This is a genomic window from Vogesella margarita, assembly GCF_028548475.1.
GTDB lineage: Bacteria > Pseudomonadota > Gammaproteobacteria > Burkholderiales > Chromobacteriaceae > Vogesella > Vogesella margarita.
Genome location: NZ_JAQQLE010000011.1, coordinates 112,961 through 139,007 on the forward strand (window position 1 = coordinate 112,961; position 26,047 = coordinate 139,007).

General features: G+C 66.2%; 21 protein-coding genes. 7 read left to right on the top strand and 14 right to left on the bottom strand.

Annotated features, from left to right (window positions below):
- Nucleotides 1-86 precede the first annotated feature (86 nt).
- Nucleotides 87-3,131, bottom strand: coding sequence for a D-2-hydroxyglutarate dehydrogenase YdiJ (gene ydiJ, locus PQU96_RS12560; RefSeq protein WP_272772729.1), 3,045 nt, complete (start codon nt 3,129-3,131; stop codon nt 87-89).
- A 111-nt stretch (nt 3,132-3,242) separates the two neighbouring features.
- Nucleotides 3,243-4,289: a DUF1338 domain-containing protein gene (locus PQU96_RS12565; protein ID WP_272772730.1), complete on the bottom strand. Its 1,047-nt coding sequence runs from the start codon at nt 4,287-4,289 to the stop codon at nt 3,243-3,245.
- 151 nt (nt 4,290-4,440) lie between these two features.
- On the opposite strand from PQU96_RS12565, the gene gcvA reads away from it, so the two are divergent.
- Complete coding sequence (gene gcvA, locus PQU96_RS12570) at nt 4,441-5,349, top strand: transcriptional regulator GcvA (RefSeq protein WP_272772732.1); 909 nt, start codon at nt 4,441-4,443, stop codon at nt 5,347-5,349.
- Between the two features lie 51 nt (nt 5,350-5,400).
- Here the strand turns inward: gcvA and PQU96_RS12575 are convergent, their stop codons facing one another.
- Both PQU96_RS12575 and PQU96_RS12580 read right to left on the bottom strand, forming a co-directional pair.
- Nucleotides 5,401-8,304, bottom strand: coding sequence for an adenosylcobalamin-dependent ribonucleoside-diphosphate reductase (locus PQU96_RS12575; RefSeq protein WP_272772733.1), 2,904 nt, complete (start codon nt 8,302-8,304; stop codon nt 5,401-5,403).
- A gap of 200 nt (nt 8,305-8,504) precedes the next feature.
- On the bottom strand, nt 8,505-11,810 hold the full coding sequence (locus tag PQU96_RS12580) for a DUF748 domain-containing protein (protein WP_272772734.1): 3,306 nt from the start codon (nt 11,808-11,810) through the stop codon (nt 8,505-8,507).
- Nucleotides 11,811-12,022: 212 nt separating this feature from the next.
- On the opposite strand from PQU96_RS12580, the gene PQU96_RS12585 reads away from it, so the two are divergent.
- The 4 genes from PQU96_RS12585 (at nt 12,023) to efp (ending at nt 15,421) form a co-directional block, all read left to right on the top strand.
- Nucleotides 12,023-12,184, top strand: a complete 162-nt coding sequence (locus PQU96_RS12585; protein ID WP_272772735.1) for a hypothetical protein — start codon at nt 12,023-12,025, stop codon at nt 12,182-12,184.
- 19 nt (nt 12,185-12,203) lie between these two features.
- Nucleotides 12,204-13,541, top strand: coding sequence for a glutamine synthetase family protein (locus PQU96_RS12590; RefSeq protein WP_272772736.1), 1,338 nt, complete (start codon nt 12,204-12,206; stop codon nt 13,539-13,541).
- A 110-nt stretch (nt 13,542-13,651) separates the two neighbouring features.
- Entirely contained in the window at nt 13,652-14,800 is a 1,149-nt protein-coding gene (earP, locus tag PQU96_RS12595; protein WP_272772737.1) for an elongation factor P maturation arginine rhamnosyltransferase EarP, read from the top strand.
- A 57-nt stretch (nt 14,801-14,857) separates the two neighbouring features.
- Nucleotides 14,858-15,421, top strand: a complete 564-nt coding sequence (efp, locus tag PQU96_RS12600) for an elongation factor P (RefSeq protein ID WP_189373719.1) — start codon at nt 14,858-14,860, stop codon at nt 15,419-15,421.
- Between the two features lie 64 nt (nt 15,422-15,485).
- Here efp and PQU96_RS12605 read toward each other — a convergent pair whose 3' ends face one another.
- The 9 genes from PQU96_RS12605 to PQU96_RS12645 all read right to left on the bottom strand — a co-directional run bounded on the left by PQU96_RS12605 (nt 15,486) and on the right by PQU96_RS12645 (nt 21,980).
- The gene (locus PQU96_RS12605) at nt 15,486-15,677 is read right to left on the bottom strand and encodes a hypothetical protein (protein ID WP_272772738.1); all 192 of its coding nucleotides are present in this window, start codon (nt 15,675-15,677) and stop codon (nt 15,486-15,488) included.
- Between the two features lie 72 nt (nt 15,678-15,749).
- On the bottom strand, nt 15,750-17,234 hold the full coding sequence (gene ppx, locus PQU96_RS12610) for an exopolyphosphatase (RefSeq protein WP_272772739.1): 1,485 nt from the start codon (nt 17,232-17,234) through the stop codon (nt 15,750-15,752).
- 87 nt (nt 17,235-17,321) lie between these two features.
- The gene (phoU, locus tag PQU96_RS12615; protein WP_272772741.1) at nt 17,322-18,035 is read right to left on the bottom strand and encodes a phosphate signaling complex protein PhoU; all 714 of its coding nucleotides are present in this window, start codon (nt 18,033-18,035) and stop codon (nt 17,322-17,324) included.
- 126 nt (nt 18,036-18,161) lie between these two features.
- Nucleotides 18,162-18,824: a ribose-5-phosphate isomerase RpiA gene (rpiA, locus tag PQU96_RS12620; protein ID WP_272772743.1), complete on the bottom strand. Its 663-nt coding sequence runs from the start codon at nt 18,822-18,824 to the stop codon at nt 18,162-18,164.
- A gap of 22 nt (nt 18,825-18,846) precedes the next feature.
- Nucleotides 18,847-19,329 carry a 2-C-methyl-D-erythritol 2,4-cyclodiphosphate synthase gene (ispF, locus tag PQU96_RS12625; RefSeq protein WP_189373714.1) on the bottom strand — a complete coding sequence of 161 codons (483 nt, stop codon included), beginning with the start codon at nt 19,327-19,329 and terminating at the stop codon, nt 18,847-18,849.
- 4 nt (nt 19,330-19,333) lie between these two features.
- The gene (gene ispD, locus PQU96_RS12630) at nt 19,334-20,017 is read right to left on the bottom strand and encodes a 2-C-methyl-D-erythritol 4-phosphate cytidylyltransferase (RefSeq protein WP_272772744.1); all 684 of its coding nucleotides are present in this window, start codon (nt 20,015-20,017) and stop codon (nt 19,334-19,336) included.
- Nucleotides 20,014-20,736, bottom strand: a complete 723-nt coding sequence (gene dnaQ / locus PQU96_RS12635) for a DNA polymerase III subunit epsilon (RefSeq protein ID WP_272772746.1) — start codon at nt 20,734-20,736, stop codon at nt 20,014-20,016. Before dnaQ ends, ispD begins: the two co-directional genes overlap by 4 nt.
- Nucleotides 20,737-20,782: 46 nt before the next feature.
- Nucleotides 20,783-21,226 (bottom strand): ribonuclease HI, encoded by a 444-nt coding sequence (gene rnhA, locus PQU96_RS12640; protein ID WP_272772747.1) that lies wholly within the window; start codon nt 21,224-21,226, stop codon nt 20,783-20,785.
- On the bottom strand, nt 21,219-21,980 hold the full coding sequence (locus PQU96_RS12645) for a class I SAM-dependent methyltransferase (protein ID WP_272772748.1): 762 nt from the start codon (nt 21,978-21,980) through the stop codon (nt 21,219-21,221). The genes rnhA and PQU96_RS12645 overlap by 8 nt, the downstream gene beginning before the upstream one ends.
- Here PQU96_RS12645 and gloB point away from each other — a divergent pair.
- Together gloB and PQU96_RS12655 are read left to right on the top strand one after the other, a co-directional pair.
- A complete protein-coding gene (gloB, locus tag PQU96_RS12650; RefSeq protein WP_272772749.1) occupies nt 21,979-22,752 on the top strand; it encodes a hydroxyacylglutathione hydrolase in 774 nt (257 codons plus the stop codon). The genes PQU96_RS12645 and gloB overlap by 2 nt on opposite strands.
- Before the next feature lie 141 nt (nt 22,753-22,893).
- Nucleotides 22,894-24,900: a lytic transglycosylase gene (locus PQU96_RS12655; protein WP_272772750.1), complete on the top strand. Its 2,007-nt coding sequence runs from the start codon at nt 22,894-22,896 to the stop codon at nt 24,898-24,900.
- Nucleotides 24,901-25,014: 114 nt separating this feature from the next.
- Here PQU96_RS12655 and PQU96_RS12660 read toward each other — a convergent pair whose 3' ends face one another.
- Nucleotides 25,015-26,004: a recombination-associated protein RdgC gene (locus PQU96_RS12660; RefSeq protein WP_272772751.1), complete on the bottom strand. Its 990-nt coding sequence runs from the start codon at nt 26,002-26,004 to the stop codon at nt 25,015-25,017.
- Nucleotides 26,005-26,047: the final 43 nt, after the last annotated feature.

Sequence of the window (26,047 nt, forward strand, 5' to 3'; positions counted from 1 at the left end):
GCCGCTTCGGCCCACCGCAAAACAGTCACGGCCGGGAGCATGGCTCCCGACAAAATGCAGTACAACGGCGCTGGCAGGGCCTGATATCAGGCCGCCGGCGTCAAAGCCCTCAACAACGCACTGGCCGGATGCGGCAGCGCCACGTCGTCCATCAGCGCCACCTGGCAGCGGCAGGAGTAGCCGGTAGCCAGCAGCGGGCTGTCGTCGCCCTGGCCGGCCACGATGCCTTGCCAGCTCTGACGATAGATGGTTTCCGACAATGCACGCTTGTCGGCCTCGTGGCCGAAGGTGCCGGCCATGCCGCAGCAGCCGCTGGCGAGGGTGGCCAGGTTCAGGCCGCAGGCGGCAAACACCTTTTGCCAGTCGCCCACCGCCGCCGGGGCGTTGGTCTTTTCGGTGCAGTGCGGCAGCAGGGTGAAGCTTGCGCCGGCGGCAGCGCGCACGTCGGCTGGCAGTTCGGTCAGTCGGCTGGCCAGCCATTCCTGCAGCAGCTGTACCTTGGGCAACTCACCTGCCAGTGCCAGCTTGGCGTATTCGCTGCGGTAGGTCAGCGTCATCGACGGGTCGATGCCCACCAGTGGCAGGCCGCTGGCCGCCAGCTGTTGCAGGCTGGCCACGTTGGCCGCAGCCACTTTTTCGAAGCGGGCGAGGAAGCCATGCACGTGCAGCGGCTTGCCGTTGGCGCGGAACGGCGCCAGCAGCGGCACAAAGCCCAGTCGTTGCAGCAGCGCGCACACGTCCAGCACCAGCGGCGTTTCGAAGTAGCTGGTAAACGCATCCTGCACCACGATCACCGCGCGGGCGAGCTCCGCCGCCGGCAAGGCCGCCAGCGCCTTTGCACTGGCCACCGCCACACCGCGGCGCGCCAGCTCGGCCTGCAGGTTGATGCCGGACAGTAGCGGGCTTTCCACCAGATTCAGCTTGCGCAGCAGCATGCGGCCAACCTTGCTGCCGATCACGCCGTTGTACAGCCACGGCAGGCGTGCGGCCAGCGGCAGCGTATGTTCCAGCCCGCCGATCAGGTAGTCCTTGAGCGGGCGCAAGTAACGGCCGTAATACAGCTCCAGAAACTTGGCGCGGAAGCTTGGCACGTCCACTTTCACCGGGCACTGGCCAACGCAGGATTTGCACGCCAGGCAGCCGTCCATTGCCTCTTTCACCTCGTGCGAGAAGTCGGTCTCGCCACGGCGCTTGCCCAGGGTGTTGGCGATGCGTGCCGGCAGGCCGGCAACAAAGCCGCGCGCACGCAGGGCACGGCTGGCGCTCACCGGGTCACTGCCCTGATCGGCCAGCTGGCGCAACCATTCGCGCAGCAGCGAGGCGCGGCCTTTCGGTGAATGGCGCCGCTCGCGGGTGCCTTTCCACGACGGGCACATGGCGTCGTCGGGGTCGAAGTTGTAGCAGGCACCGTTGCCGTTGCAGTGCAGTGCCTCGTCGTAGTGCTGGCGCACGGCGATGGGGATGGTGCGGTCCAGCTGGCCACGGGTGGTCACGCCATCCACCTTCCACAGCCCGTCCGGCGTCGGCGCGGCGATCTTGCCCGGGTTGAGCTGGTTGTACGGGTCGAACGCAGCCTTGATCTGCTGCAGCCGCGGGTACAGCGGGCCGAAGAAGGCCGGCGCGTACTCGGAGCGCACGCCCTTGCCGTGCTCGCCCCACAGCAGGCCGTGGTATTTCCGGGTGAGCGCCACCACGCCATCGGTGATGCTGCGCACCAGGCCTTCCTGCGCCTGGTCTTTCATGTCGATGGCCGGGCGCACGTGCAGCACGCCGGCATCCACGTGGCCGAACATGCCGTAGCGCACGCCGTGGCTGTCCAGCAGCGCGCGGAATTCGGCGATGTAGTCGGCCAGGTTTTCCGGTGGCACCGCGGTGTCTTCCACAAACGGGATCGGCCGGCGGCTGTCGTTGACGTTGCCGAGCAGGCCCACCGATTTCTTGCGCATGCCCCAGATGCGGCCAACCGCGGCGCCGCGTGCCACGGTGTGGCCCTGGCGACCATGGCTGTCGCCCTCGGCGCTCAGCTGCGCGCCGATATCCGCCAGCGTGGCTTCCAATGCGGCATCGCTGTCAGCGAGGAACTCCACCAGGTTGATGCCCTGTGCCGGGGTGGCGTCGTCCGGAAAGAATTCGCGCACGCCGTGCCACACGATGTCCTGCCGTGCCAGGTTCAGCACCGTGGAATCCACCGTTTCGATGGAAGCGGCACCCAGCTGCATCAGCGCCGGCGCGTCGCGCAGCGCGGCATCGAAGCTGGCATAGCGCACGTTCACCAGCGCGCTGGCTTTCGGGATCGGCAGCACGTTCAGCCTGGCCTCGACGATGAAGCCCAGCGTGCCTTCCGAACCGCACAGGATGTTGTTGAGGTTGAAGCGGCCGGCGTCGTCGCGGATGTGCGCCAGGTCATAGCCGGTGAGGCAGCGGTTGAGCTTGGGAAACTTGTCGGCGATCAGCGCCGCGTCGTCGCGCTGGATGTCGTCCAGCAGGCGGTGTACCGCGCCAACGCGGTCGTCGCGGCGGCTGATGGCGGCAAACTCGGCCTCGTCCAGCGGCGCGGAGTGCCACAGCGTGCCATCCAGCAGCACGGTGTCCAGTTCCAGCACGTGGTCGCGGGTCTTGCCGTACAGGCAGGAGCCCTGGCCGCTGGCATCGGTGTTGATCATGCCGCCGATGGTCGCCCGGTTGGAGGTGGACAGCTCCGGCGCAAAGAACAGCCCGTGCGCCTTCAGCGCGGCATTGAGCTGGTCTTTCACCACGCCGCCCTGTACCCGCACCCAGCGCTCTGCGGCGTTGATTTCCAGGATGCGGTTCATGTGACGCGAGATGTCCACGATCACGCCGTGGCCCAGCGACTGGCCGTTGGTGCCGGTGCCGCCGCCGCGGGCGTTCAGGCTCAGCCCCTGAAAGCGCGGCTCGCCGGCCAGGCGGGCGATGCGGATTACGTCGTCGTTATCGCGCGGGAACACCACCAGCTGCGGCAGCACCTGGTAGATGGAGTTGTCGGTGGACAGCACGGTCCGGTCGGCATAAGCGTGGCTGATCTCGCCGGCAAAGCCGCGCACGGCCAGTTCGGCCGCAAAGTCGAGGTACAGCGTGTCGCTGGTGGGGGTGGTATGCAGACGGGGAATCATGTGTGTGTTCAGGCTAAAGGTTGGCCGCAGGCCGGAAAAAGACCTGCCCAGGCAGCCCGGGCAGGTCAAGCAGGCAACTAGGAGCCGTTACCCAGAGAGATCGGACGGCGCTTAGCAGGCGGCGGCGGTCATCTTGAAGATGCCCTGCGCATTGGAGCTGTCGAAGCGCAGATCCAGCTTGTCGTTGCCCGCTTCGTCGGTGTAACGGTCGCGGGTGATGAATTCGTAGAACGAGCCCGGCACGATGCGGCTTACGCACTGGCCGTCGGCGTCGATGAATTCGCGCTCCACCTGTGCCGCCTTGAACGCAGTCTGGCGTACGCGGCCGCTGGCGGAAACTTCCACCTTGTCCTTGATCGGCTGGCCCTTGGCGCGCAGTTCGTCGGCAGTGGCGAATACGTCAGCCACGTGGTCGGTGGCGTGGTTGAAAGCGTTGCCCTCGGTGGAGATCCACGCCATTTCGGCGGATTCCTGCAGCAGGGTGTGGTAGTCGGCCAGTGCCGGGGTGGCGTGCTGCACGTCGAAGCAGCCCACCAGCTTGGGCAGCAGGCTGGCAGCGTCGGCAAACGGCAGTTCGCGGTTGTCGGACAGCGTGGCCAGCAGCGCCTTGTCGGCGGCGGACAGCGGGTCGCGCGAGGTGGATACCACATTGTTCACCGCTGCCTGGAAGGCAGGCGAGAACTGGTCTACATGCAGTTCGGACACGAAGAACTGTGCCACCTGTTCCGGTGCATCCTGATGGCAGTAGGCGCGGCCGGTCATCTTCAGGCGCGGCAGCGGGTACACGTCGGCGACGGCAAAGCCCAGCGGCTCCAGAAAGCGCTTGAATGCCAGCTCGCCCTGCGGCAGCGCGCCGGTGTTGGCCGCAGCCACGGTGCGCAGCGCGCCGTGGTCAAACACCACCTGCCCGCCGGCGGCCAGCTTGTCGGCGACGTAGCGCTTGCCTTCCGGTACCGCTTCCAGGTTCTTCGCGAACAGCAGCATGTTCATCGCCTGCGCCAGCGTGAGGCGCGATACGGTGGCGCCGGCCTGCTCGACCAGCAGTACGTCTTCAACCTTGATCATGGTGAACAGGTCGGCGGCGGTTTGTTCACCGGCTACCTGTACCAGCAGTTTGTGCAGTTGGCTGTTGGCGGCGGACGCTTGAGCTTGTGTCATTTGTGAATACCCTTCCCTGAGTGTGCGATATGGCCGGCGATCTATCGCTGATCTTTGCAGCGGCCTTGATGAAGCAAAGTGTCACGGCTTTCCCTGCCACGCTCAAGCGATGTATTCTGCTGACTTCATTCCGTAAACTCATGAACTCACCATGCGCCGCACCCTCCCCTCGCTGATGGCCCTGCAGTGCTTCGAAGCCGCCGTGCGCCACCTGAGCTTTACCCGCGCCGCCGAGGAACTGAACCTGACGCAAAGCGCGGTCAGCCGCCAGATTCGCGGTCTGGAAGACTTCATCGGCCGCCCCTTGTTCGAGCGCGTCAAGCAGCGGTTGGTGCTGACCGTGGCCGGCGAGGCCTACGCCGCCGCGGTGCAGGACGTGCTTGATCGCGCCGAGGCTGCCACGTTGCAGCTGATGGCTTATCGCGGCGAAGGCGGCGTGCTGACGGTGGCGATGCTGCCTACCTTCGGCTCGCGCTGGCTGGTGCCACGGCTGGTGGATTTCAGCGCGCGCTACCCGGACATCCAGCTCAATCTGGTGACCCAGGTGCGGCCGTTCGATTTCGACAAGGTGGAGGCCGACGTGGCGATCCACTTCGGCCCGGCGCTGTGGCCGGGGGCGATCTGCCACCGGCTGATGGGCGAGGACATCGTGCCAGTGTGCGCGCCCGGCCTGCTGAAAAAACCGCTGCTTGATGCGCGCGAGCTGCTGGACTACACCCTGCTGCAGCACACCACCCGGCCGCAGGCGTGGAACGACTGGCTGTCCGCCGCCGGGCTGCAGGACATGGACACGCACCAGCCCAGCCTGCTGAGCGGGCCCCGCTTCGAGCATTTCTTCATGGTGATCCAGGCGGCGATCTCCGGCCTCGGCATCGCGGTGCTGCCGCAGTTTCTGGTGGCGGAGGAACTGGCCAGCGGCCGGCTGCAGCTGGCACTGGACCTACCGGTGCGCAGCCAGCACGCCTACTACCTGGTGCACCCGGCCACCCGCACCGACGTCTACAAGGTACGCGTGTTCCGCGAATGGCTGCTGGCGCAGGCGGCTGCGGCGGAAGGCTGAGGCGGCCGTCCATCCCCAAAAACGGACGGCCATTGGCCGGCGCCGGGATGCTCAGCCGCAGGCGCCGACGTGGCCGCAGGCGGTGCAGAATTCGCAACCGTCCTTCTTGATCAGCGCGCGGTTGCCGCATTCCGGGCAGGCCTTGCCGGCCATCTGTGCCGGTGCAACGCTCACCACTGCGCTTTCGAACAGGTCGCCCTGCTCCGGCACCATCACGCCCATTTCCTCCACCGGCACACCTTCCTCGCTGAGGATGCCCAGCATCGCGTAGCGGTGGATCACCAGTCGCGCGAGATACGCTTCGGTGGACGGCCAGCTCTGCGACTTGTCGCTGCCCGGCGTGCGGGCAAAGAAGTCCGCCTGCGGCTCGGCATAGCTCAGCAGCTTGCGCAGCTTCATGCCGATCCACGCCGGATCGATCACCCGCATGTCGAGGCTGAGCATCTTGCACAGGCCGTCCAGCTCGCGCGGGTAGTGGCCCGCCAGCCACAGCGAGTACGGGCGGCGCTGGCCGTTGGGCAGCACCAGCTCCTTCACGAACAGCACGAAATCGTCGCCGGTCTGCGGGTTGTTCACGTCCACCGACCAGCTGATGGTGCCGTCGGTGCCGGATTTCGGCTCCTTGCGGGCAAACAGCGCGTCCATCACCGGGGTGGCGTCGCCTGCGGCCAAGGTCAGCGCGCCCAGCTGCTCGACGCGGTACTTCACCACCCGGCCGAGCGCAGCGGCGGCGGCGCTGCTGCCCACCGGACTCGTGTTCTGCTCGGCGCCCAGTTCGACACGATAGTGACGGTCGCCGCGGGTGGCGGCCAGCGCGTCCAGCTTGGCGGCCAGCCAGGCGCGGTCGCGGCAGCGCATGTCCATGGACAGCGTCTTGGCAATCGCCCCCAGGCCGCGCGGCACGTCGCCGTTGACCCAGCACTCGAACGGCAGCGGTGCCTCGCCCGGCTGCTGGCCGTCGATATGGCCGACCATTACCGCGAAATCGCCCTCCTCGCCTTCCACCATGAAGGTCCACGACGGGTTGCCTTGCTTGAGCTTGGGACGATGCGGCCACTTCAGGCTGGCCAGCGCCGGGCTGGGTGCGGTGTTCAGGGTGATGCGGCGGTCCGGGTCGTTCTGGTTGCCCAAGTCCTGTGGCAGCTGCTGGCTGCCCGTGCTGCCAGCGGCAGGGTTGGCCGCAGGCGTTGGCTCAATCGACAATACCGAGCCCAGCACGCTGTTGGGGCGGTAGGTGGTGATGCCCTTCAACCCGGCGCGCCAGGCTTCCAGGTACAGCGTCTCGAAATCGGCAAACGGATAATCGGCCGGCACGTTCACGGTCTTGGAGATCGCGGTATCCACGTACGGTGCCACCGCCGCCACCATGCGCATGTGGTCCAGCGCGCTCATCTGCAGCGCGCTGACGAAGTAATCCGGCAGCGCATTGGTATCGCCGCCCTGCATGCGGTACACGCGGTAGGCATGGTCTTCCACCAGGTATTCCTGCTGCGTGCCGTCGGCCATGCGCTTCTTGCGGGTGTAGTACCAGCTGAACGGCGGCTCGATGCCGTTGGAAGCGTTGTCGGCGAAGGCCAGCGAAATGGTGCCAGTCGGCGCGATGGACAGCAGGTGCGAGTTGCGGATGCCGTGCTTCTTGATGCGCGCCTTGATCTTGTCCGGCAGGCGGCTGGCGCAGTGTGGTGCCGCCAGGTACTTGTCGGCATCGAACAGCGGGAAGGCGCCCTTCTCGATGGCCAGATCCACCGACGCATCGTAGGCGGCATCGCGCATGTGCTCGGAGATGCTGGCGGCCAACCTGCGGCCCTCTTCGCTGTCGTAGCGCACCTTGAGCATGATCAGCGCATCGCCGAGGCCGGTGAAGCCCAGGCCAACGCGGCGCTTGTTCTGCGCCTCGCGCTGCTGTTCCTTCAGCGGCCACACGGTGAGGTCCAGCACGTTGTCCAGCATGCGGATCGAGGTGCGCACCACCTTCTCGAAGGCCTTGAAATCGAAGCTCGGCGCCTCGCCGAACGGCTGGCGCACGAACTTGCACAGATTGATGGAGCCCAGGTCGCAGCAGCCGTAGTCCGGCAGCGGCTGTTCGCCGCAGGGGTTGGTGGACTCGATCACCTCGCAGTACGACAGGTTGTTGTCGGCGTTGATCTTGCTCATGAACAGCACGCCAGGCTCGGCGTGGTCATAAGTAGAGTGCATGATCTGCTGCCACAGCTCGCGGGCGCGCACGGTGCGATACACCCACAGCCCGTCGCCGCGCTGGTAGCTACCGGGGAAGGCGTCGGACGCCGGCGCCACCGCGTGGGTCAGCTCCCAGTCGCCATCGCTATCCACCGCCTGCATGAAGGCGTCGGACACGCCGACCGAGATATTGAAGTTGGCCAGGTCGCCCTGGTCCTTGGCGTGGATGAAGGCCTCGATGTCCGGGTGGCTCACGTCCAGCACGCCCATCTGCGCGCCGCGACGCGCGCCGGCGGACTCCACCGTCTCGCAGCTGCGGTCGAACACGCGCATATACGATACCGGCCCCGAAGCGCGGCTGTTGGTGCCCTTCACCCGTGCGCCCTTGGGGCGGATGCGGCTGAAGTTGTAGCCGACGCCACCGCCGCGGCGCATGGTCTCGGCCGATTGCAGCAGCGCCTCGTAGATGCCGACCTTGCCGTTCTCGGCCTCGGACACCGCATCGCCCACCGGCTGCACGAAGCAGTTGATCAGCGTGGCCTTGAGGTCGGTGCCGGCAGCGGAGTTGATGCGGCCACCGGGAATAAAACCGCCGTCCAGCGCCTCGAAGAACAGCGGGGCAAAGCGTTGCGGCTCCTGCTCCTGCTCGGCCAGCGCCTGCGCCACGCGCTGGCGCACTTCGCTGACCGACTGTTCGCCGTTTTTCGCGTATTTTTCCAGCAATACCTCGCGCGAAATATCCTGTTCCGCAAACGCTACGCTCTTGTCCCGGTTCATGCCGTCCCCGCTATATGTGGTGTAAAAAATATGGAATCTAACTATATATAGCGGTTCTTGACCTTGATGGCCATCAAAGTCTCACCGCAACGGCTCAGTCTGCCGCCAGTACGGCCGTCGTGCAACAGCTACAACACAGCGCCCCAAACGCTTGCGGCCAACCTTGTGACAAGGTTGGCCGCAAACGGAAAAGCCCGGTCTTATTTCAGCTTCAGCAGCAGCGGCACGCCGTCCTTGTCGGCCTTGACCTTGTCGGCCTCCAGCACGCTGATGCGCGATTCCAGCTCCGGTTTCGCCGCCAGCAGCAGCTGTCGCGCCGCGTTGCCGCGCGCGGTGGCCAGCGCCCGCAAGTCCGCATCGTCGATCTTCTGCGCCGCCAGCAGTTCGGCACGCATCGCCTGCGCGCGCTCGGCGGTGTCCTTCTCGGTGGCGACGCGCTTGAGCCAGGCGAAACGGCCGAACTGCTGCGCGTAGCCATCGCCCACCGCCTTGCGGATCGCCGGATCGCCCATGTCCGGCAGCGGCAGCGGCTCGTCCGCCTGCAGCCGGTAGGCGGCGCGTTTCAGGATGTCGCTGTCGACGCGGTAGCGGGCGAGCTCGCGGCTGTCCTGCTCGGCGTCATAGCCGCCGCCGATCGCCAGCGCGAGCTTCGGCCGCTTGGCCATCAAGTCGGCCAGCTTGCCCAGCTTCTCGCGTTCCGGCGGCGGGATGCGATCGTCACCGGCATCGGCGTAGATCTCGTCGAAGCCCTCGCCGCCGAACAGCGCACGGAACGGCGCCGTCACCACCTTCACCAGGATGTTGCGCAATGCCTGCCACACCAGGTGGCCGTAGGAGAAGTCCGGCGCATCCAGGCTACCCGCTACCGGCAGCGCGAGGTCGATGCGGCCGTCGCTGTCTTCCAGCAGCGCCACCGCGAGGCGCAGCGGCAGGCGGGTGCCGTCGTAGTCGGCGACTTCCTCGCCCAGCCGGATATGGTCGATCACCACGCGGTTGTCGCCGTTGAGCTGGCGATCCTTCAGCAGGTAACGCAGCTCGGTCGTCAGGCGGCCGTCGGTGATCTGCCAGCCGGCAAAGGTCATCGAGTACGGGTTGAGGCTGCCCAGCGGGATGTTGCGGAAGTTCAGCGCCATGTCGAGGTCATTGGTCACCGCCAACGGCGACAGCGCGCCGCGGATGCGCACGTCACCGAACTGGTCGACGCGGCCGTCCAGCGTCACCGTGCCGCGCCGCCCCGGACGACTGGACAGGCCGAGTACGGTACCGGACAGCGAATGAATGCGGGTAGCGAAGCTGGGCTGCAAGCCCAGATCGGCAAAGTCCATACGCGCGTTACGCACGCGCACGGCGCGCACGTCTACCACCGGCACACCACCGGCCTTGCCTGCCGCCGCCGGCCTGGCAGGCTGCATGCTCGCCGGCTGCGGCTTCATCAGGTGCGCAAAATTGGGCACCCGTTTTTCGTCCAGGATCAGCCGCAGCTGCGGCGACACCAGCCGCACGTCGGCAATGCTCACCCGCTCCGGCTGCGCCTTGATGCCGGACACCGCCAGCTGCTGCCAGCCCAGCAGCGGCTCGCGCCGGCCCGGTTCATACAATGCCAGCCTGTCCAGCTGCGCCTTGCCGTCGGCCTGCCAACGGCTGCCATTCAGCGCAAACCCCAGATCGGCCGACAGCTCGCCACCGCCGAAGCGCAGCACGGTCTGCGCCAGCGCGTACGGCGCCAGCTCGCGCAGCGGCAGGCGGCTGGCCTGCACGCGGCCGCTGATGTCCTGCAAGTTGGCCGCAGCCTTGGCATCCAGCTGCAGCTTGCCCTGCCCCATCGCCGCCGCCAGCTGCACGGCGAAGCCCTGCTGCGGATCGCCGCTGACGCTGACGCCGACATCCTGCAGCGTCACGCTCACCGGCTGGCTGATGCCGGCATCGCGCCAGCTGACACTGCCGCCCGCCAGTGTCAGCTGCGGGTAGCGGATCTGCCAGGCTTGGCCGCCGCTTGCGGCGACCGGTGCGGCAGGGGTGACGGCTGGCCGCTGGCGCAGCGCCTCGGCGATATCCAGCTTGCCGTCCTTGCCGCGGTTCAGCGCCAGCTGCAGTCCCGTCAGCGTCACGTTGCCCGGCGTGATGCGATGCTTGCCCAGATCCAGCTCGCTGCTGGCCAGCTGCACACCGGCCAGGGTGGCGAACGGGGGCCGCTCGCCACTGGCGGCGATGAGCTGCGACAGCGCCAGCGTGGCCCCCTGCACCTTCACCCCGCCCCCGGCGTCGACGGCAACGGCGGCCTGCAGGCTGTCCAGCTTCAGGCTGGCGGACAGCGGCGCAACAAAGCCCTGGTGCGTGGCGCGCAGCTGCCAGTTGTCGACGCGGATAGCCGGCAGGCTCACCGTCCAGCCCTGCTCCGGCTTGGCTGGAGCGGGTTTGCCCGGAGCTGACTTGGTCGTCGCGATGGTTTTCACGCCGCTCATCGCTGCCGGTGGCGGCAAGGCCGCCAGCCAGTCCGGCTGCCCCTGCGGATCGAGCACGGTGTCCAGCTCGCCGCCGGCGAGGCTGAGTTTGCCCACGCTCAGCCGACGGCCGGCGAGGTCGAACTCGCCACCACCCAATGCAAGCTGGCCGAGCCTGAAGCGGCTAGCACTGCCCGGCGCGCTCACCACCAGCCCCGCAAGGTTGGCCGCAACGCCCTTGGCCGACAGCCGCACCGTCTTGCCGGCCAGATCGAAGTGGTAGGGCAGGCTAACGCTGAGCTTGCCCTGCGGCGGCGCCAGCCTGAGATGCGGCTGCACGTACGGCCACACGCTAGCCAGGGTCAGGCCGGTCACGTTCAGTACCCCGTCCGACTGCAGCGGTTGCAGCAGCAGGCTGCCCTGCCAGTCCAGCCGGGTGCCGTCGTCCAGCTCGGCGGCGAGTCGGTAATGGCCCTGGTTATTGGGCAGCGTGGACAGGTTTTTCAGCTGGAAATCCAGAGGCAGCACCTGGCGCTGCACGTCGCCGGCCAGCCGGTCGTGCAGCAGCAACTGGCCCTTGTTCAGCGCCAGCTGCGTCAGCAGCAGCTTGGGCGGATCACGCTCGCCCTCGTCCGGCGCGGTGTCCGGGCCGGCGGCGTCATGCAGCAGCCGTGTCCAGTTCCACTCGCCCTGCGCATTGCGCGTCGCCCACAGTCGCGGCGTGTCCAGCGTCAGCTCCGCCAGCTCGATGCGACCGATCAGCAGCGGCAGCGCCTCGGCGTCGACATTCAGCCTTGCGGCGCTGAACAGCGGCGTGCCGTCGCGATCGTTCAGGCGCACATCGTGCACGGTCAGCCGCCACGCCCACGGCGCGAACTCCACCTTGCCCAGCGTCAGGCTGCGGCCAAGCTTCTGCGCCCAGTTGCCGGCGGCGTAGTCCACCGCCTTGGGCACGCCGGCCCACAGCCCGCCCAGCAGCACGGCCACGGCGGCGGTGCTCCATAACAGACGACGGGGCCAGCGCGACGGCGTGGCGACAGGTTTGGCAGCGGTTTCACTCATCATTAAACAGTCCGGCAAAAATGGGGCACCTTCGCCCGCAGGCAGCACGGACGCGGCTGTGGGCTTTATTCCACAACCGCTCGCCGGCAAGGCGGACGAAGGTTGCAGTCGCGCCGCGCCGCTCATAGCATGGCGAAGCGTGACCATAATTTTAAACACCGCAGTCCAGACTGCGGCTTTCATTAAGCATTCTATACCCTGAAGAGGAACGCATTTTGATTGATCTCGCCTGGCCGTGCCATGCACGCCAGCCGCTGCTGCGGCAACCCTGCGACCAGCGCCTCGACGCCGCGCAGGCCTTCCTGACGCTGGCGCGCCGCCGCGACGCGCTGCTCAACCACGAACGCCGCAGCACCAGCTCCGGCGCCCACACCTGATCGCTTACAGGACGACCCGATGAACGACGCACAGAAGATCCAGCAATGGCTGGACGAAAACCGGATTACCGAAGTTGAATGCCTGATCCCGGACATGACCGGGCTGGCCCGCGGCAAGATCGTGCCGCGCCACAAGTACAACCCCGCCGAGGGCCTGCGCCTCCCGGAAGCCGTGCTCAGCATGACCGTGACCGGCGATTACCCAGAACAGGACTTCACCTCCGTCGCCGACCCCGACATGCGCCTGATCCCGGACGCCGGCACCGTGCGCCCGGTACCGTGGGCGAAGGAGCCCACCGCGCAGATCATCCACGACTGCGTCAATTTCGACGGCACGGATGCCGAGCTCGCACCGCGCAACGTGCTCAAGCGCATCCTGAAGCTGTACGAGCAGGACGGCCTGTCCGCCATCGTCGCCCCGGAAATGGAGTTCTACCTGGTACAGGTGGAGCCCGACGAAGACATCCCGCTGAAACCGCCGGTTGGCCGCACCCGCCGTACCGAGGCCGGGATGCAAAGTTTCAGCATCGACGCGGTCAACGAGTACGACGACATCTTCGACGTGATGTACGACTGGTGCGAGGCACAGGGCCTGGCGCTGGACACGCTGATCCACGAGATGGGCACCGCGCAGATGGAGATCAACCTCGACCACGGCGACCCGCTGGCGCTGGCCGACCAGGTGTTCCTGTTCAAGCGCACCGTGCGCGAGGTGGCGATCCGCAACAATATGTACGCCACCTTCATGGCCAAGCCGATGCAGGGCCAGCCGGGCAGCGCGATGCACATCCACCAGAGCGTGGTCGACGCCGACGGCCGCAACATCTTCAGCAACGCCGACGGCAGCCCGTCCGACGCCTTCCTGCACTTCATCGGCGGGCTGCAGACCTATCTGCCGGCGGCGATGCCCTTCTTCGCGCCCTACGTGAACAGCTACCGCCGCCTCAGCCGCTTCACCTCGGCGCCGATCAACCTCAGCTGGGGCTATGACAACCGCACCTGCGGCCTGCGCGTGCCGCACTCCGGCCCCGAGGCGCGGCGGGTGGAAAACCGCCTGGCCGGCGTGGACGTGAATCCCTACCTGGCGATTGCCGCCAGCCTCGCCTGCGGCTACCTGGGCATGACACAGCGCATCCAGCCGAGTGCGCCGCTCACCGGCAGCGCCTACGAGCAGCCACACCAGCTGCCGCGCCACCTCGATGACGCCATCGACACCCTGCTCAAGTGTCAGCCGCTGGCGGAGATCTTCGGCGAGCACTTCATCCAGACCTACAGCGCGATCAAGGAAGCCGAGTACCGCGAGTACTTCGACGTGATCAGCCCGTGGGAGCGGCGCTTCCTGCTGCTGCACGTGTAAGCGGCAGCACCGTCACCGCTTGCGGCCAACCTTGCGCACAAGGTTGGCCGCATCGCTTTGTCGCCGGCGCCGGCTGCGCTATGCTGCGCAGCCATTCCAAGGAGAGCAGCATGGCGCAACGCTGGGACATTTTCTGCACCGTGATCGACAACTACGGCGACATCGGCGTCACCTGGCGCCTGGCACGGCAGCTGGCGCACGAGTACGGCTTCGCGGTGCGCCTGTGGGTGGACGATCTGGCCAGCTTTGCCCGCATCGCCCCCGGCCTGCAGCCGGCACTGGCGCAACAATCGCTGGACGGCGTCGACATCCGCCACTGGCCGGCGCAGGACTTTCCGGCCACCGATGCCGCCGACGTGGTGATCGAGGCCTTCGGCTGCCCGCTGCCGGAGCGCTATCTGGCCGCCATGGTCGGCCGGGCGCGCAAGCCGGTATGGATCAACCTGGAATACCTGTCGGCGGAAGACTGGGTCGCCGGCTGCCACGGTCTGGCCTCGCCGCATCCGCAGCTGCCGCTGACCAAGCACTTCTTCTTCCCCGGCTTTGGCGACGATACCGGCGGCCTGCTGTGCGAACAGTCGCTGCCGGCAGAGCGCGACGCGTGGCAGGCCGACGCGGCGGGGCTGGACGCCTACTGGCAAGGCCTGGGCGTGCCGCCGCGCCGCGCCGGCGAGCTGCGCGTCAGCCTGTTCTGCTACGAGTCCGCCGCCGCACGGCAGTGGCTGGCCAGTTGCGCCGCCGGCAGCCAGCCGCTGCGGCTGCTGGTGCCGCAGGGCAAGGTGCTGCCGGATGTCGCCGCCGCGCTGGGGCTTGCGCAGCTGCCGCAGGCCGGCGACGTGCTGCAGCGTGGAGCGCTGACGCTGCACGTGCTGCCGCTGAGCGACCAGCACGGCTACGACCGGCTGCTGTGGTCGTGCGATCTCAATATCGTGCGCGGCGAGGACAGCTTCGTGCGCGCGCAGTGGGCGGCGCGCCCCTTCCTGTGGCACATCTATCGCCAGGACGAGGACGCGCACCTCGTCAAGCTGGAGGCTTTTTTGCAACGCTACCTGGCGCCGCTGCCGGTGGCGCTGCAACAGGCGGTGGGCGAGCTGTGGCGCGGCTGGAACCGCGAGCAGGGCGTCAGCGCCAGCTGGCGGCAAGCGCTGGCCCTGCTGCCGGCGTGGCAGGCGCACGCCCGCGCTTGGCCACAAATGCAACTGGCGCACGGCGACCTTGCCACGCGACTGGTGCAGTTCACTGAAAAGCAGCTACAATAACCGGTTTCCAAGGGGATCGGTTTCCGATTCCGATTCAAGACTTTAGGACTTAAACGCATGAAAACCGCTCAGGAACTCCGCGCAGGTAACGTATTCATGGTCGGCGGCGAGCCGATGGTTGTACAAAAAGCTGAATTCAGCAAATCCGGCCGCAATGCATCGGTCGTGAAAATGAAGATGAAGAACCTGCTGTCCGGCGCCGGTTCCGAAGCCGTGTATCGTGCCGACGACAAGTTCGACGTGGTGGTACTGGATCGCAAGGATTGCCAGTACTCCTACTTCGCTGATCCGATGTACGTGTTCATGGACGCCGAGTTCAACCAGTACGAAGTCGAAGCCGACAACCTGGGCGAGACCATCAACTACATCGTTGACGGCATGGAAGACGTTTGCCAGGTGACCTTCTACGACGGCAAGGCCATCTCCGTGGAACTGCCGACCACCGTGGTTCGCGAAGTGGAATACACCGAGCCGGCCGTCCGTGGCGACACTTCCGGCAAGGTACTGAAGCCGGCACGCCTGGTAGGCACCACCTTCGAAGTGCAGGTTCCGGCTTTCGTCAACACCGGCGAAAAGATCGAAATCGATACCCGCACCAACGAATTCAAGAAGCGCGCCTGATTCCCCGGCCCGCAGCAAGCAAAAGACCACCGCACGCGGTGGTCTTTTCTTTTGCCGGCAACACTCAGAACTGCAGCTGCTTGCAGCGCGGACAGCGCATCATCATGCCGGCAATGGTGCGCACCTCGACCAGGCCGCGCGCGGAACAGTGCGAACAGACCCGGTCGCGGCCGGGGGTATCGATCAGCTCCGGCTGACGGATGCCCCAGCTTTTCGGGGTAATCAGGCGGCGACTGGTGGTGGTTTTGCTGGCCATGGCATTCCAATCCGCATAGATCAAAATAAAAACTTATCGCAAAGCCATGGCATTTTCAACAATTTCCAGCCGTCAGGCCGGGCGCAGCTCCAGCAACATGCCGACGCGGCGCCACTGGCCGACTTCCTGACCGAAGGCGCTGGTGGTCAGCGGGTTGGTTTCCAGCCAGTCGCCATCGATGGTGATGGCGTAGCCGTTCATGGTCTGCTGCACGTTCTGCACCGCCCGGCCATCAACATCGTTGCGGCTGCGACAGAACAGTGCGGCCAACCTCAACGCCAGTACCGCGTGCCACAGTTCCGGATCGGCGATCTCGCGCGTCATCTTGCCCATGTCGCCACGGTGGCCGAGCACGATGGTGGCCAGCTCGCTCTGCTCGCGCCGCGAGAAGCCCGGCATGTCGGCGTTCTGCAGGATGTAGGCGGAATGCTTGTGGTAGGCGGTGTGCGCGATCGACAGCCCGATCTCGTGCACCTTGGCCGCCCAGTTCAGGCATTTCAGCAGTGGGCCGTCCGGCGCCACCATGCCGTAAAACTGCTCAGCCAGGCGCAGCACCCGCTCCGCCTGTGCGGTATCGACGTGATAACGGCGCTTGAACTGGGCAATGGTGGAGTCGCGCATGTCCTTCTCCCGCTGTCGACCCAACAGGTCGTAGAGCACGCCGTCGCGCAACGCGCCGTCGGTGACGATCATGCGCTCGATGTGCAGGGTCTGGAATACCGCGATCATCACCGCGAGACCGCCGCAGATCACCGGCGCCCGGTCCGGCTTCAGGCCGTTCAGGTCGATGGCCTTGAACGAGCCGAAGCGCAGCAGCTCCTCGCGCAGGCGCAGCATGCCGCCGAGGGTGATCTCGCCGCTGGTCCAGTCGTTGATTTCCAGGATGTCGCGCAGCGAGCGCGCGGTGCCGGAGGTGCCGACCGCCAGCTGCCATTCACTCTGCGGGTAGGCGTGGGTAATGCGCTGGATCTCGCTAGCGGCAGCCAGCTCGGCGTCGCGGAACGCGGCCTTGCTGATCTTGCCGCCGGGGAAATAGCGCAGGCTGTAGGTGACGCAGCCCAGTGGCAGGCTCTCGGTCACGTGAGCCTTGTACTGGCTGCCGATGATGAACTCGGTGGAGCCGCCACCGATGTCGACCACCAGCCGGCGCTCCCGGGTGGCCGGCAGGCTGTGTGCGGCGCCCAGGTAGATCAGGCGCGCTTCCTCGCGCCCGGCAATGATCTCGATCGGGAAGCCCAGCAACCGTTCGGCTTCGCTGATGAAGGCCGGCGCGTTTTTGGCCACGCGCAGGGTGTTGGTGCCGACGATGCGCACCTGGCGCGGCTCGAAGCCGCGCAGCCGCTCGCCAAAGCGCGCCATGCAGGCCAGCGCGCGATCGATGGTGTCCTGCTCCAGCAGTTTGTCTTCGGTGAGGCCCCCGCCCAGACGGACGGTTTCCTTCAGTACATCCAGCGGGTACAGCTGGTCATCCACCACGCGCGACACTTGCAGCCGGAAGCTGTTGGAGCCGAGGTCGACGGTGGCCAATACATCGTAGGGGGGCGTGGTACTGTTCAAGAATCACCCCTTCTTGGAAACGGGTTGGAAAATGAAAAAACGGCGGTAACCGATGTTACCGCCGCCTCCGGAGTACTGCACGCAAAATCAGGCCGGATCTTGCGTCTGGGTCTCGCGCTTCTTGTCTTCCAGCGAGGTATGACGGATGTCCTTGCCCTTCACCAGATACACCACGTACTCGGAAATGTTCTTGGCGTGGTCGCCGATGCGCTCGATCGCCTTGCAGATGAACAGGGTATCGATCGACAGCGTGATGGTGCGCGGATCTTCCATCATGTAGGTGATCTGCGAACGCAGCTCGGACGCGTAGTCCTCGTCCAGCATCATGTCTTCTTCGGCCAGTTCCACCGCGGCGGTGGTATCGAGGCGGGCAAACGCGTCCAGCGCGCGGTGCAGCATCGCCAGCGCCGACTTGGCCATCTTGTCGGCCTCGCGGAAGCGCGGCGTCGGATAGCGCGACGACTGGTACAGCGAGCGGCCGACACGGGCGACCTTCTGTGCCTCGTCGCCGATACGCTCCAGGTCGGTAATGGTCTTGATCACCGTGATCACCATGCGCAGGTCGCTGGCGGCCGGCTGGCGGCGGGCGATGATGTGCTGGCAGTCCTCGTCGATCGCCACTTCGAAGGCGTTGACCTTGGCGTCGTCGGCGATCACGCGGTCGAGACGATCCACATCCCCGTCCTGCAACGCCTCCATCGCGGCGCGGATTTGCTGCTCGACCAGTCCCCCCATCTGCAGCACGCGGGTGCGGATATTTTCGAGCTCCATATCAAACTGCTTGGAAATGTGATCAGGCATGAGCGACCTCGTTGGTTTTCGGCTTCAAGCGCGCCATGATAGACGCGCAACATGACAGTTCTGTTGCAGCAAGATGGACGGTAACGCAGTGCTTGCGGCCAACGTTGGCCGCAAGCGTGGCCGGACTTAGCTGAATTCCTTCACGCCGTCGGCCGTCCCCAGCAGCAGCACGTCGGCCCGGCGCGCGGCGAACAGGCCGTTGGTGACCACGCCGACGATCTGGTTGATCTGCTGCTCCAGCTTCACCGGCTCGGCGATCTGCAGGCCGTGCACGTCGAGGATGATGTTGCCGTTATCGGTGGTCACGCCCATGCGCCACTCCGGATGGCCGCCGAGCTTGACGATCTCGCGCGCCACGTGGCTGCGCGCCATCGGGATCACCTCCACCGGCAGCGGGAAGGCACCCAGCACTGACACATACTTGCTCTCGTCGGCGATGCAGATGAACTGCTGCGCCACCGCGGCGATGATCTTCTCGCGCGTCAGCGCCGCGCCGCCGCCCTTGATCATGTGCAGGTGATGATTGACCTCGTCGGCGCCGTCGATATACACCGGCAGCTCGTCCGGGCCGACGCTGTTGAGGTCCAGCACCGGAATGCCGATCGCCTTCAGGCGCTCGGTACTGGCCACCGAACTGGACACCGCGCCCTTGATGCGGCCTTTGATCTTGGCCAGTTCGTCGATGAAGAAATTGACGGTGCTACCGGTGCCGACGCCGACGATGCAGTCATCCGGCACGAATTTGATGGCCTGTTGTGCCACCAGCTGTTTCAGTTGATTCTGGTCCATGAGTGTTCTCCGGAATGAGGAATTATTGCGGCACCAGCAGGCACACCGCCTGCGTTTCGATCGCCTCCGCACGGCCGAGGTAGCCGAGCTTTTCATTGGTCTTGCCCTTGACGTTGACACAGGCCACGTCAATGTCCAGCAGCGCGGCGATGCGGGCGCGGATGGTGTCGATGTGCGGCGCCAGCTTCGGCGCCTGCGCAATGATGGTGCTGTCCACGTTCACCAGCTGCCAGCCGGCGGCACGCACGCGGCGCATCGCCTCCTGCAGCAGCACGCCGCTGTCGGCGCCCTTGAACGCGGCATCGGTATCCGGGAAGTGCCGACCGATGTCGCCCAGCGCCGCCGCGCCCAGCACCGCGTCGGTGATGGCGTGCAGCAAGGCGTCGGCATCGGAGTGGCCGAGCAGGCCCTTGTCGTGCGGGATGTGTACCCCGCCCAGCATCAGCGGGCGGCCTTCGACCAGACGGTGCACGTCGTAGCCCTGGCCGATACGGAATGGCGTCATCTGCTTATCCTTTGCGTGCCGCGAGGATGGCGCCGGCCAGCGCCAGATCCTGCGGCCACGTCACTTTGAAGTTCTGGGCCTCGCCCTCCACCAGCCGCGGCGCATGGCCCAGCAGCTCGATGGCGGAGGCTTCGTCGGTAATCGCAGGGTTGGCCGCATCCTGCAGCGCCTCGACCAAGAGGCCGGCGCGGAACATCTGCGGCGTCTGCGCCAGCCACAGGCCGTCGCGCGGCACGGTGGCGGCGACGCGGCCCTGCGGGCTGGCCCGCTTGACGGTATCGGCCACCGGCTGCGCCAGCAGGCCGCCGACCGCGTCGTCCTGCAGGCTGTCGATCAGGCGCTGCAGCGCGCTGTCGCTCAAGCAGCAGCGCGCCGCGTCGTGTACCAGCACCCAGTCGTCGGCGTCGGCCGCCAGCGCCGCCAGGCCGCCGGCCACGCTCTCGGCGCGGCTGGGGCCGCCAACGCGCAGCACTTCCAGCTTGGGCTGCAGCCAGTCAAAGCTGTCGAACCACTCGTCGCCGGACGAGATCACCACCGCCACGCGGCTGATCGCCGCATTGCGGCACAGCACGTCCAGCGTGTGCGCCAAGAGCGGCCGGCCGGCCAGCGGCAGGTACTGTTTCGGGGTGGCGGCACCAAAGCGGCTGCCGTGACCGGCAGCCGGCACCAGCGCGATGCAGGCGCTCATGATTGCACCGGCGCCGGGCTCTCGATGCTGCGCCACAGGCAGCTGCCCTTCACCGTCTTGTCGAGCAGGTCGAGGTACTCCTGGTGCGCGGCCAGCTCCTCCGCCGTCGGCGCCAGCACCGTCAGCGGCTTGCGCTCGAACGCGAGGTTCAGCCCGGTGCCGCCCTCCCCCTCGCCCGGCCCGGCGTCCATCATCAGGCTTTCCTGACCACGGGTCATCCACAGGTAGACCTCGGCCAGCAGCTCGCAGTCGATCAGCGCGCCGTGCAGGGTCCGGTTGCTGCGGTCGATCTCGAAGCGGTCGCACAAGGCGTCCAGGCTGTTGCGCTTGCCGGGAAAGGTGTCGCGCGCCATGCGCAGGGTGTCGGTAACCGCCGCGCACAGCTTGTCCACCGGCGCGATGCCCAGGCGGGCAAATTCGGCATTGAGGAAGCCGACGTCAAACGGCGCGTTGTGGATGATCAGCTCGGCGCCGCTGATGAAGTCCACCAGCTCGTCGGCGACGGCGTGGAACTTCGGCTTGTCGGCGAGAAAATCCAGCGAGATGCCGTGCACGCGCTCGGCGTCGGGGTCGATCTCGCGCTCGGGGTGCATGTACAGGTGCAGGTGGCGACCGGTCAGCTTGCGGTCCACCATTTCCAGGCCGGCAAACTCGATGATGCGGTGGCCCTGGCTCGGCTCCAGGCCGGTGGTCTCGGTATCAAGAATGATTTGGCGCATGATGGTATCGGATGGGGTTCAAGGTTGGCCGCAAGCGGACAGACGGCTAGCGGCGCAGGCTGTCGACGCCGGCATTGGCCAGCTGGTCGGCGCGCTCGTTGAATTCATGGCCGGCATGGCCCTTGACCCAGCGCCACTCAACCTGGTGGTTGTTGCGCAGCGCATCCAGCTGCTGCCACAGGTCGGCGTTCTTCACCGGCTCCTTGCTGGCGGTCTTCCAGCCGCGCGCCTTCCAGCCGTGGATCCACTCGGAGATGCCTTTTTGCACGTACTGCGAGTCGGTGTACACCACGATACGGCAGCTGCGCTTCAGCGTTTCCAGTCCGCGGATCACCGCCAGCAGTTCCATGCGGTTGTTGGTGGTGCCGGCTTCGCCGCCGAACATTTCCTTTTCCTGCCCCTTGTAGCGCAGCAGCACGCCCCAGCCACCGGGGCCGGGGTTGCCCTTGCAGGCGCCATCAGGGTAAATCTCGACGATCTCGTCAGTCATGCAATGTCTCGTTATCAGAGCTACGGGTAAGCGGGTTGCGGTCGTTGCCGCCGGCGACCAGCATCGCCCGGGCCGGCTTGGCCGGTGCCCAGCGCGGCGTGATCAGGCGCAGCCCGCGCTGGCGCTTGACGGCGACGACGCCATAGACGCCGGCGGCCAGCGGCCAGCAGCGCGCGCCGGTGCTTTCCATGAACTGCCAGCGCGCCAGCCAGTCCTTGCGCGCCAAAGGCGGCGAGTATGCCATGAATGAGGTGGCCTCGTGCTCCAGCTCCAGCAATTTCAGCCAGTCGCGGATGCGCGGCAGCGACACGAAGTTGCCGCGCCACGGGTTGTCTTCCCGCCCCTGCAGCAGGCGGCGCACGCCCCACAGCGACGCCGGGTTGAAGCCGGTGACGATCAGCCGCCCTTCCGGCACCAGCACCCGCTCCGCCTCGCGCAGCACCTGGTGCGGCAGGCTGGTAAAATCCAGACCGTGCGGCAGAATGACCAGATCCAGGCTCTTGCTGTCGAAGGGCAAAAAGGCCGGATCGCAGACCACGCCCGGCTCGCCGCAGGCCGCCGCCAGCCCCTTCCACGGGATACGGTTCATGGCGAGGAAATCGTGCTGGCACAGGCCGATCTGCAGCGCGCGAAAACCGAACACGTCGGCCACCGCGCTGTCGAAGAAAGCCTGTTCCTGCGCCAGCAGGTATTGTCCCAGTTCGGCGCTGGCCAGCCAGTCAGCGAACTCTTCCATCATTGCAGGATCATTCATGGCCGACATTGTACGCATTACCCCACTCAAGGCGTTCTCTGATAATTATATCTGGGTTTTGCACGACGACCGCGCCGCGATCGTGGTCGACCCGGGTGACGCCGCCCCGGTGCAGCAGTTTCTGGCGCAGGCGCAACTGGCGCTGCAAGCGATCTGGATCACCCACCACCACCACGACCATATCGGCGGCCTGCCGGCACTGCACGCGCAGTGGCCGGACTGTCCGGTGTACGGCCCGGCCGGGGTCAGCGGCGTCAGCGTGCCGGTGATGGAAGGCAGCCAGCTGCCGGCACTGGGTCTCGCCTGCCAGGTCTACGAAGTCCCCGGCCACACCGCCAACCATCTGGCATTTCATTGCGGCCAGCACCTGTTTTGCGGCGACACCCTGTTTGCCGCCGGCTGTGGCCGCGTATTTGACGGCAGCATAGAAAGCCTGCACGCCTCGCTGCAAAGGTTGGCCGCATTGCCGCCGCAGACGCTGTGCTATCCGGCCCACGAGTACACGCTGGCTAATCTACAATTTGCATTGGCACTGGAGCCGGACAATCCGGCGCTGCAGCAGCGCTGGCAACGCGACAGCGCGCGGCGCGAACAGGACTTGCCGACGCTGCCCTGCCTGCTGGCGGACGAGCTGCAGCACAACCCGTTCCTGCGTTGCGGCGAAGCCGGCATCCGCCGCGCCGCGCATCACCATCAGCCGGACGGCGGCAACGACGTGCTGGGCGTGTTTGCCACCCTGCGGCAGTGGAAAAATGACTTCCGCGTCAGCTGAATGGCCGTGGCTTGCCCGACAGATAGTTTTGTCGTGAAAGACACAAAAATTTAGAAATTAAATGAACAACATAGGGCTTCACAATTGACGTTGCAGGCGGGCGTGGTAGCATCGCCCGATATGCTCCAACAGGCCGTTGCCATGAAAAAATTTACCCCGCTCGCCCTCGCCGTTCTCCTTGCCCTGCCCGCCGCCCACGCAAGCCCTGGCGTGACGATACCGGGCTGGAGCATGCCCGGTGTCGACGACGGCCTGGCCGCCGGTCTGGACATGATGCTGATCAACACCAGCCTGCTGCGCAACGGCGACAACGTGTGGCAACGCGCACGTGAAGGCTTCCAGCTGCCGGAGGTCAACCCCGAGCTGGTGCGCCGCCACGAGAAGTACTACACCGCGCGCCCGGAATACCTGCGCCGCACCCTGGACCGCAGCCGCAAATACCTGTTCTACATCATGAACGAAGTGGAAAAACGCGGCATGCCAACCGAACTGGCCTTCCTGCCGGTGGTGGAAAGCTCCTTCGTGCCGACGGCCAGCTCGCCGGTCGGCGCCGCCGGCCTGTGGCAGTTCATGCCGGCCACCGGCCGCGAGTACGAGCTGGAACAAACCTGGTGGTACGACGGCCGCCGTGACGTAGTGGAATCCACCCGTGCCGCGCTGGACTACCTGCAGGTGCTGTACAACCGCTTCGGCGACTGGAACCTGGCGCTGGCCGCCTACAACTGGGGCCAGGGCAACCTGAGCAAGGCGATCAGCCGCGTGCGCGCCCGCGGTGAAACCGAAACCTACGAAAACATCGCGATGCCGGTCGAGACGCGCAACTACGCGCCGAAACTGCTCGCCATCCGCAACATCATGGCGCAGCCGGAGAACTTCGGCCTGCGCATCGACGTGCTGCCCAACAAGCCGGCCTTTGTCGCCGTCAGCACCGGCAAGCACATGAACATCGACATCGCGGCCAAGCTGGCAGAAATGCCGGTCTCCGAGTTCAAGGAGCTCAACCCCGCGTTCAACCTGCCGGTCTATGCCCACAAGAGCGGCCGCCAGATGCTGCTGCCGGCAACCAAGCTGCACCGCTTCGAGACCAACCTGGCCAAGTGGGACAAGCCGTTGCTGACCTGGCAGGTGCACGTACCGGAGAGCGACCTCAGCGTTACCGAGCTGGCCCAGCAATTCGACATGAATCCGAACGAGCTGCTGGTCGCCAACAGCCTGCAGGGCAACCGCACCGTCAGTGCCGGTCGCCCGGTGCTGGTGGCGGCCCGCAATACGGATGCCCCGGCGACACTGGAGGCCAGTGACGTCGCCCCGGCCACCGCCCCGGTGCTGCTCGCCAGCAATGAACAGCCGATGGTACGCGTCGCGAGCGTCAGCGTTGCCGCGACCACCCCGATCGCCAGCGTGACGCCTGCCGTCACCCCGGCCGCAGCCAGCGTCACCAGCAGTGCAGCGGCAAGCCGCGTGATGACCGCCGTAGCTACGCCAAGCATCACCCAGACTACCAATAACACGCCGGCGGCTGTAGCCGTAGCGCTGGCGACACCAGCCGTTGCGACTGTCGCCGGCACCACCTCTCCAGTAGTGCCAGCAGCCGAGACAGTCAACAGCTCCGCCAGCACCACTCCGGCAATGACCTTAGCCAATGCTAGTGCTCCTGCCGTCGCCCCAAGCCAGCCGGCCAGCAAACCGCAGGTGACCGTGATCGCCCGCACCAAACCGGCAGTGACCACCGTGGCCAGTACCGCCCCCGAACTGCCGCTGCGTCCGGCCACCCGCGTGGAAAGCCATGTCGTTGCCAGCGGTGACACGCTGTACAACATCTCGCGCCGCTATAACATGAGCGTGACTGAACTCAAGAGCCTGAATATGCTGAACAGCGACGCGGTCAAGCTGGGGCAGAACCTGCGCGTGCTGGGCGCCCCGCTCGGCACCGTTACCGCGACCGTGACCTCGCCACTGCGGGCCGTCGCCTACCAGCAGCCGGTGCGCAAGTCGGCCGAGTACGTGGTGCAGGCGGGTGATACAGTGTTCAGCATCGCCCGCAAGTTCGGCATCCATCACACCGACATCCAGCGCTGGAACAACCAGCTGGTTGCCAACCAGATCCAGCCGGGTCAGGTACTGCGCGTCGAGGACGGCGGGCTGTAAGCCGCACCCGACCAGGCATGAGAAACGCCTTGCACCGGCCGGTGCAAGGCGTTTTTCATGGTGACCACGCCAGCAAGGCTGTCCTGCCACCAACGGCGGCAGGCACCCACAAGATCAGTCCCAGGGCACGTCAACCGCGCCAGGCGCGGCAGCAGCTGGCGCAGCCGCTGTGGCCGGAGCAGCGACCGGCGATGCAGGGCTGGCCGCATCCTGCAAGCCGCCCAGCGCCTGTACCAGATCGTCGATCAGCTCGCCCAGCTCCTCGCTCATCAGCAGGAAGGTCGCCTCGAACAGGCTGGCGGCATCGTCTCCCGCCTGGCTGGCCTCTTCCTGCAGCACATCGAGAAACTGCAGCTTTTTCAGTTGCAGGGTATCGGTCAGCGTGAAGCGGATGCGCTCGCGCCAGATCAGACCGAGACGGGTCACCTGCTTGCCGGTGGCGATGTGCTGACGGATCTCGTCCGCGGTCAGGTCCATGCGGGTGCAGCGCACGACCGCGCCGTTTTCCGAGCTGTCCTTCAGCTCGCAGTCGGAATCCAGCACGAAGTCGCCGCTGGCCTCGCCCGCCGCCAGCCAGTCTGTCATCAGCGTGTGCGGCGACAGCGCCGTGCGTGGCAGCGTGGCCGGCAGTGGCGGCATCGCCTCGCGCAGATTGCTTAGCAACGCCTCGGCCTTGCTGGCGGAACCGCTATCCACCACCAGCCAGCCACGCGCCAGATCGAAATAGGCGGCCGTGCGGCTGGTACGGGTGAAGGCGCGCGGCAGCAGGTCGTCGGTGATCTGCTCCTTCATCGCCAGCTTTTCCTTGCGGCCAACCTTGCGCAGCTCCTGCTGCTCGATCTCGCGCAGCTTGGCGTCCAGGAAGTCGCGGATCACGCCGGCCGGCAACACCTTGTCCTCACGGCGCAGCGACAGCAACAGGCGCTCGCGCTGCACATACAGCGGCTCGTCGAGATGCGGCGCGGGGGCGCCCCAGCCCTCGCTGAACCAGTCCAGACCGGAACAGCGCTGGAACTGGCGCACGGTCAGCGCATCGGCCAGCTTGCTGGCCACGATCTGCTCCGGGGCAGGCAGATGGTAAAAACTGAGTTGTCGGAACCACATGATATTGACTTGAATTATCCAGAAGAAGGGAACGGTCGCGACG